The sequence below is a fragment of the Rhodospirillaceae bacterium genome (genome assembly GCA_018660465.1).
GTDB lineage: Bacteria > Pseudomonadota > Alphaproteobacteria > Rhodospirillales > JABJKH01 > JABJKH01.
Map to the genome: position 1 here is coordinate 23,467 of JABJKH010000019.1, position 6,797 is coordinate 30,263.

Annotated in this window: 6 protein-coding genes; 4 read left to right on the top strand and 2 right to left on the bottom strand. The window is 49.4% G+C overall.

Annotated features, from left to right (window positions below; translation table 11 throughout):
* Positions 1 to 12 precede the first annotated feature (12 nt).
* From HOM51_03920 to HOM51_03930, 3 genes are all read left to right on the top strand, one after another.
* Positions 13 to 2,535, top strand: coding sequence for a molybdopterin-dependent oxidoreductase (locus HOM51_03920; protein MBT5033644.1), 2,523 nt, complete (start codon positions 13 to 15; stop codon positions 2,533 to 2,535).
* Positions 2,536 to 2,561: 26 nt separating this feature from the next.
* On the top strand, positions 2,562 to 3,221 hold the full coding sequence (locus tag HOM51_03925; GenBank protein MBT5033645.1) for a hypothetical protein: 660 nt from the start codon (positions 2,562 to 2,564) through the stop codon (positions 3,219 to 3,221).
* A gap of 274 nt (positions 3,222 to 3,495) precedes the next feature.
* On the top strand, positions 3,496 to 4,101 hold the full coding sequence (locus tag HOM51_03930; GenBank protein MBT5033646.1) for a DUF2478 domain-containing protein: 606 nt from the start codon (positions 3,496 to 3,498) through the stop codon (positions 4,099 to 4,101).
* A 270-nt stretch (positions 4,102 to 4,371) separates the two neighbouring features.
* Here HOM51_03930 and HOM51_03935 read toward each other — a convergent pair whose 3' ends face one another.
* Complete coding sequence (locus tag HOM51_03935; GenBank protein ID MBT5033647.1) at positions 4,372 to 5,289, bottom strand: amidohydrolase family protein; 918 nt, start codon at positions 5,287 to 5,289, stop codon at positions 4,372 to 4,374.
* Positions 5,290 to 5,565: 276 nt separating this feature from the next.
* Between HOM51_03935 and mce the strand changes: the two genes are divergently transcribed.
* On the top strand, positions 5,566 to 5,979 hold the full coding sequence (gene mce, locus HOM51_03940; GenBank protein ID MBT5033648.1) for a methylmalonyl-CoA epimerase: 414 nt from the start codon (positions 5,566 to 5,568) through the stop codon (positions 5,977 to 5,979).
* Positions 5,980 to 6,366: 387 nt separating this feature from the next.
* Here the strand turns inward: mce and HOM51_03945 are convergent.
* On the bottom strand, positions 6,367 to 6,797 hold a 431-nt coding region (locus HOM51_03945; protein ID MBT5033649.1), incomplete at its 5' end, for a DUF411 domain-containing protein.

Sequence of the window (6,797 nt, forward strand, 5' to 3'; positions counted from 1 at the left end):
TTGGAGGCAGAAATGTTTAATCGTCGCAATTTCCTAAAATTAGGCGCCACATCGGCAGCACTTCCATTAGCTGGCGGCGTCTCGCTCGCAAGAGCAAAGATGTTACCCATCATGGGCGGAAAAGATTTTTCGCCCGAGACGGGTGATGAACGTCAACTCATTTCCAGCGCATGTTGGCAGTGTGTGACTCGGTGTCCCAACGTGAACTACATCGAAGACGGGCGCTTGGTTAAAATCGAAGGCCAGCCGAATTCCATTCGCACGGAAGGTAAGATGTGCGCCAAGGGACAAGCTGGCGTCAACCAGGTCTATGATCCAGATCGCATTCTTTATCCCATGAAACGCGTCGGCAAACGCGGCGAGGGGAAATGGAAGCGAATCAGTTGGGATGATGCCTTGGGCGAAATCGCAACACGTCTGAAAAAACTTCGCGATGACGGCCATCCGGAAAAGTTCATGTTCCATTACGGACGCATGAAAGCCAGTTCGTCCAAGCTGATTAAAAGCGTCTTCCTCGCCAACTATGGCACCAAGACAATCGGCAACCACACCAGCATTTGTGAAGCTGGCAAGTGGACATCTCAGGAACTGACCTGGGGCAAGCACTATGACAACTGGGATTTGGATAAAACGAACTTTATCCTGAACTTCGGTTCCGGTGTCCTCGAAGCCCACACCAACCATATTCCTGTCGCTCAACGTTTGGCGCGGGCGATGGCTGACCGTAAGGTCAAGATGGTGACATTCGACGTCCGTCTATCCAATACGGCCGCGAAGTCTACTCAGTGGGTACCTGTTAAGCCGGGGACCGATCTTGCTGTCATCCTCGCCATGAGTAACGTCATCATGAGTGAAGACCTCTACCAAGGCGATGGCGAGAAATTCCTTAAGTACTGCTTGGTGACACCTAACCACAAAGCCCCTGTCGCTGAGAAAGTGGCGGCCCTGAAAGCGCACTTGAAGCAGTATACCCCTGAATGGGCAGAAAAGATCAGTGGCGTATCAGCGAAGGTTATCGTTGATGTGGCGCGCGAATTTGCCAACGCCAAACCGGGTTGCGCCATCAGCTATCGGGGTGCAGTCGGTCACTACAACGGTGTTGAAACCGAGCGTGCCGTTCAAATGTTATCAGCCATTACGGGCAATATCGAAAATCCGGGCGGCCGCTGCAAAGGCGTCGGGCCGAGCTGGAAATACCCGAAAGGACCGAAGAAGAAGCCCAAAGGCAAAGCATTGAAGGTCACGAAAGGCTTCAAGGGTAAGTCCTTGTTCCCGACCCATGGTGTCAGCCACAACGTGTTGTCTGTTATCAAGGACGGCAAAGCCGGACGACCGGATGTGTATATGTGGTACTGCTACTCGCCTGTTTATGCCAATGGCAACGTGCAGGAAAACATCGACATCATGAAGGACGAAAAACTGATCCCGTTCTCAGTCTGCGTCAACCCGTTCTATGACGAGTCGGCTGCATTGGCAGATATCATTCTTCCCGATGCCACTTATCTTGAACGGTGGGACTACGAGGACATGGTCTCGCCAAATCAAGTCCCCGAATATTACATTCGTCAGCCGGTTATTAAGCCGCTTGGGGAAGTGCGTGATTTCGGTGATGTTGCCTGTGAATTGGCGGAGCGTATGGGCTTCCCATTGGGCTTCAAGACCAAGCAGGAGTTCGTACAAATTTCCTGCGAAAAAACGCCGGCGATTAAAGCCCTTGGTGGTTTTGAGTTCATGAAGAAGGCTGGCGTCTGGCATGACCCCAAGGCTAAGCCGAAGTACTTCAGTCACGCGAAGGCTCTTAGTGATAAGAAGATGAAAGCAGAGGGTGTCATCTACGACGAGGACTCCGGTACTTACTGGAACTGGAAAAAAGCCAAGGCCAAGAGTGAAGCGGCGGCGAAGGCCAAAGGCTATCGTGGCACCAAGAACGCCTATAAAGGTTACGTGGGCGTCCAGGTCGAAGGTAAGGCGGTCGCCGGTTTCAAACCGGACAAACTTCCTCTCTCTGGAATGTTTGAGATCTACTCGCCTTTGTTAGCGGCGAAGAAGAAGCCTGGTCTGCCAACGTGGATCGAAGTGCCGGAACACCAAGTCATGAAGGCCGGCGAACTGGTCCTAACCACCTACAAGGTTGCGGCTCAAATCCATTCACGGTCGCAAAACTGCAGATGGCTGACCGAGATCTATCACGACAACCCAGCCTGGATTAACCCGGACACGGCGAAAGCCTTGAATATTAAGGACGGCGACAAAATCATGGTTAAGTCGGGGATTGGTGAACTTAAGACGAAAGCACGGGTTACGCCGGCCATTATACCCGGGACCGTTGCCATCTCTCACCACTGCGGTCATTGGGAGTATGGCCGATATGCCTCTGGTAAGAAGGCGCCGTTCGGCAAGGATGACGATCAAGACTCCAACATCTGGTGGGCCAGCAGAGGAGCCCATCCGAACTGGATCATCCCTAATGATCCGGATCCGATTAGCGGCGCTTTGCGCTTTCAAGATACCGTGGTCACAGTAACGAAAGCTTAGATCACATGACGAAGACGGAAGAAAAAATGGGAAGAAGTAACCCAAAAGAAATGGCCAGGATGGCGGTTGAGCGAAATGGTCTCTATCGCCTCCTGGCAACCGTCTTTCGCAAGGAATTCACGGCCGAACTGGTTCGGGAACTGAAGGACCCGGAATTTTTGCGCGATCTGTCCGAGGTCGGCGCAGATATTGAAGTCTTTTCCAATCTTTCTCCGGACAAAGAATTTTTGGAGGAATTGTCGCTCGAATTCTCTCGTTTGTTTATGGGGCCTGGACAGCATGTATCCCCTTACGAGTCGGTTCATCTGGGCGGGGAAGGTGCATCGCTTTGGGGGCCGCAGACCATCAATGTCAAAAAATTTATCGAACAATCCGGCTTTGTCTACGAGACTGATTACCACGGGCTTCCCGACCATATCAGTGTGGAACTTGAATTTATGGCGCATCTGACTCAGCTTGAGGCAGAGGCCTGGGAACTCGATCAAACTGATGAAGCAATAAACAGTCTGCTCTTTCAGAAAGAGTTTCTGGAGCGTCATTTAGCCCTATGGGTGACAAAGTTCTCCGCCAAAGTTGAAGAACTTGCGGAAATTCCAATCTATCCCCAATTGGCGACCCTGACCCGTGACTTTGTTGAGGCCGATCACCAGGAACTCGGTAAAATCTCAACTGAAATCATGAATTAGGGAATACCTAGAGGTTTCGCAAATGCCGCCCGCTCTCTAAGCAAATGCCAGCCTCTGCCAAAGTCCGCTCAAAGGCTGCAATCGATTAACACAAACCCCACGCCTTACACCCTTTAACAGACATAATTAATAGCTAGTGTTTTCGTCTGTTGATGACCCCAAAAAGGCCTGGGTGCAATTGATAGACATCAAGGGTCCAGGCAAAAAACTATGCATTAATATCCCTATTCAATTTGTATCTTTAATTCCACGGCGTTCTTTTGGAGGCACGATTATGATGGCACGATCAACAATGGTGACACAGACCGAAGTTCCTATCAAAACGTTAGATGACTGTGATTTTCCTCTACGTTTTGCCGCTGTCGTCTATCTGGCGAAGAATTCAGATCGTTCAGGTCTTGCGCGGTTTGTTCAGGCCATGAAGCAGGCAAACATACATGTCGGAGGATTGCTTCAAGAGAAAATAGCAATCGGTGGAACAGGAATGAATCGAGTGGAGGCGATTGATATCGCGACAGAAAATAGATTTTCAATCAACCAACCGACACTCGAACAATGGCAGAACCGCGATTGCTCTCTCGATACTTTAACTCTTACAGAAACAGCGGCAGTGTTAAGGCGGGCAATTGAAGACAGAGTCGAACTCATGGTCGTTGAAAAATTTGGTAATGCGGAGCGTGACGGGGAAGGTTTAAGTGACGAAATACTTTGCGCCATCGCGGCAGGGATTCCTGTCCTGGTTGCAGTTCCAGATACCAGTCTCGAGATTTGGAACGACCGTACAGGCGGGATGGGGGGTGTCTTAAACTGCGAAGAAGATGACCTGTTCCACTGGTGGACTTCAATCCAGCCTTTACACCAAATTCAAGCCATCGGGTAGTTTAGCCATTTGCTTGCTCTGGATCTCAGTTGATTTCCCCCAGGATATTGATGGCCACCTGCGATTCTCTATGGCACTCGGACTCTTCAAGTACGTCTGGCATATAGGGGATTCTACCACCTAACGTCCACACACGGCTATTAGCGACGGTTCTGACCGTCACCCGAATAGGTCAGCTTTTTGGGGATGAAGCGGACCTTGTTTGGGGCCGGTGTTTTCTTCCGCATTTGACTGCCATCTCAATAGGTTGACCCATTAGGCCGCTGGCCTCTATAGGCCTAGATCAAAAATACGATTAGCCGTTCGCCACAATATGTCTTCTCGCTCATTTTCATTCAAATTTGCGTCTTCAAGCACTTTCTTCCGAATGTCATACAAGGGAGCTGGATGCTTAAGCCATCGCCACGTTGCCGACCAATCTGAACCGAACATAATTCGATCAGAGCCGATGGTGTCAATGGCCGTGCGCAGATGAGTAGGACTCGTACCGACAACATCGAAATAAACATTGCTATTTCTCATAGCAACCGTCATGGCCGGTTCAAAATAGGTTTCCAGACTTCGTCCCATTTTTGTCAATATTATCGGAACTTCGGGGTAATGCCCCGCGACTTCGTCAGCCCAAATTGGGTTTCCATAGAAAAGCCCTCCAGGAAACTGGGACCAAGCCGTTGGGAATTGAATTGGAACTTTGTAGCGATCCAGAGTGTCCATTATCGGCCGGAGATCTTTTTCAATTTGCTCTGGATTAACCGATGTCGTGAAGGCGCGTATGAAGGTCTCTCCCATCCCCTTCATTCCAAGTTCTTCTATGCAATAACTAATATGATCTGGGGCGGCGTCTCGTACAGGTGTTGGGTCATCTAAATATTCGTGGCTGGCTTCCTGATCGTGCCCCATTCGAAGCAGTCCAAAAAATCTTTTAGGATACTTCTTTACAGCCTTTGCCACCTGATCATTGGTAACGTTTCCAGCTCGTGCCTGGACGACAGCAATATCGATACCATGTCGATCCATATGCGTTATTAGATCATCGGAAATATCGATAGGATCATCTGTTAGTGTCCTATCATATAGTTCTGGATAACGTGTCCTAAACGCGATCGCATCCTCCATTTTTTGAATTTTTGTCTCAAGCTGTTCTAATGATGGGAACCCATATAAGTGAATGTGAGTGTCAATAATCATCCCTGTCCTCCTTCAAAGTTTTTTTATAAATAATTGGTCACCCCAGACCCGATATTTAAAGATAGAGACTATTGTAGGAATATGTCTATCCGCTTGTCGCTATTTGGGGATATTCTGAGCAAGATCACAAACCGTCTGCATATGACACTAAGCAGAAATTCGGCCATCGGGTATCGCAGGATTGCGTATTATACTGAACTATTCTATCAGCCAGATGAAGAAAGCCTATCGAAGCATGAGCAAACACAAAGAACGCAAGCGCAAGGGAGAGAACGGATGAAACTGAAACGAGTAGAACACGTTGCCATCGCGGTTAACGACATGGCGGAATCGATTAAGATGCTGCAGGACACGCTCGGTATTGAGATGGAGTACGAGGAAAAGATCGGCACCACGCGGCTTGCCATGTTTCCAGTCGGAGAGACCTATTTGGAGCTGTTGAGCTCAAACGCCAGCGCACAGGATTCGAAGGTCACCGCATGGATCGAAAAGAATGGTCAGAGCCTATTCCATCTGTGTTTCGAGGTCGACGATATCGACGCGGCGCTCGACGAGTTGAAGAGCAAAGGCGTGAAGCTGCTTGACGAGGAACCGCGCACCGGACATGGCGGCAGCCGCATCGCCTTTATCAACCCTGAATCGACGGGCAATATCCTGATCGAACTCGCGGAAATCGCCGAGGGCCACTAGAACCAGGGGCTACCGGATGCCGGAGGAATCGAAGCGGACCTCCGGCTGGCGTGCGTGAGTACAGTCATTAGGAAGCCCGTTAAATCTACTCAGGAAGTTGCAAAAGTAACAATTCAATTATTCTCCACCATCGCATTATTCATCTCTTTTTATAGTGGGGAAAATAAATATTACGAAGAAGAGAGACCGATCAGATATTCGTCACAATCTCTGCTTCGAGGAGGTAAAGCGGAAGTTATTTAAGGCTGTTGAAAAGGGCTGTAAATGGCCCTGAACAGACATTGATGAGCGTGTAATTAATCGGTCACTGTGCTTCTAATCGCCCATAAAGGGGTGGAACGGACATCTGTGAAGGCTGGTAGACAATCCTTAATTTCACGCAAAGTTCTAATGCCTAGAATATAGGGATGCAGAACCGTCATTCTTAAACAGAATAGTGTTATACCGTTCCGCAGCAGCACCTTCCATTCCTGGCGACCCGCCGGGCATACCCGGGACGGCTAAACCCTTTGCCTTCGGGCGCTCGGCTAATAACTTCTCAATGTCCGATGCGGGAACGTGCCCCTCAATTACGTATCCATCCACAATGGCGGTGTGACAGGACTGCAGTTGTTCTGGTACTCCCGCCATTCTTTTAATTCCTTCAAGGTCATCCCTATTAATGGATTTTACCTTGTGTCCATTTTGGCGCATGTGATCGACCCAACCGGAACAACAACCACACGATGGCGATTTATATACGGTGATATCCGCAGCAACCGCTGTATTTGTTAAAAATGGGCCAGAGAGACCCAAAACCACGGCAAACACTCCGGGTA

What these genes read in the sequence shown, in the direction of transcription:
- HOM51_03920 (MBT5033644.1), top strand. Translation starts at nt 13, where the DNA reads ATGTTTAATCGTCGCAATTTCCTAAAATTAGGCGCCACATCGGCAGCA.
- HOM51_03925 (MBT5033645.1), top strand. Translation starts at nt 2,562, where the DNA reads ATGGGAAGAAGTAACCCAAAAGAAATGGCCAGGATGGCGGTTGAGCGA.
- HOM51_03930 (MBT5033646.1), top strand. Translation starts at nt 3,496, where the DNA reads ATGATGGCACGATCAACAATGGTGACACAGACCGAAGTTCCTATCAAA.
- HOM51_03935 (MBT5033647.1), bottom strand. Translation starts at nt 5,289, where the DNA reads ATGATTATTGACACTCACATTCACTTATATGGGTTCCCATCATTAGAA.
- mce (MBT5033648.1), top strand. Translation starts at nt 5,566, where the DNA reads ATGAAACTGAAACGAGTAGAACACGTTGCCATCGCGGTTAACGACATG.